The 233-nt window shown below is 42.9% G+C and carries 1 rRNA gene; it reads left to right on the top strand.

Annotation, left to right across the window (positions count from 1 at the left end):
- Positions 1-116 precede the first annotated feature (116 nt).
- Positions 117-233, top strand: a 5S ribosomal RNA gene (rrf, locus tag NOU10_RS09530).

Genomic DNA, 233 nt, shown 5'->3' with positions numbered 1-233 from the left:
ATGGAGCGGACCATTACTAATCGATCGAGGACTTAACCAAGTAAAGAAAACGTGAGTTTTCGGTAAAAGAAGTAAATGATATTTAGTTTTGAGAGAATAAAATCTCAAGTAAATAGTGCGGTGATGATGGCACGAAGGATACACCTGTTCCCATTCCGAACACAGAAGTTAAGTTTCGTAACGCCGAGAGTAGTTAGAGGAACGCCTCTTGCGAGGGTAGGAAGTCGCCGTGC

Source organism: Ligilactobacillus sp. MP3 (assembly GCF_024436335.1).
GTDB classification, from domain to species: Bacteria; Bacillota; Bacilli; order Lactobacillales; family Lactobacillaceae; genus Ligilactobacillus; species Ligilactobacillus salivarius.
The sequence above is the reverse complement of the archived record's forward strand: the minus strand, read 5'-3'. Positions and strand labels throughout refer to the sequence as shown.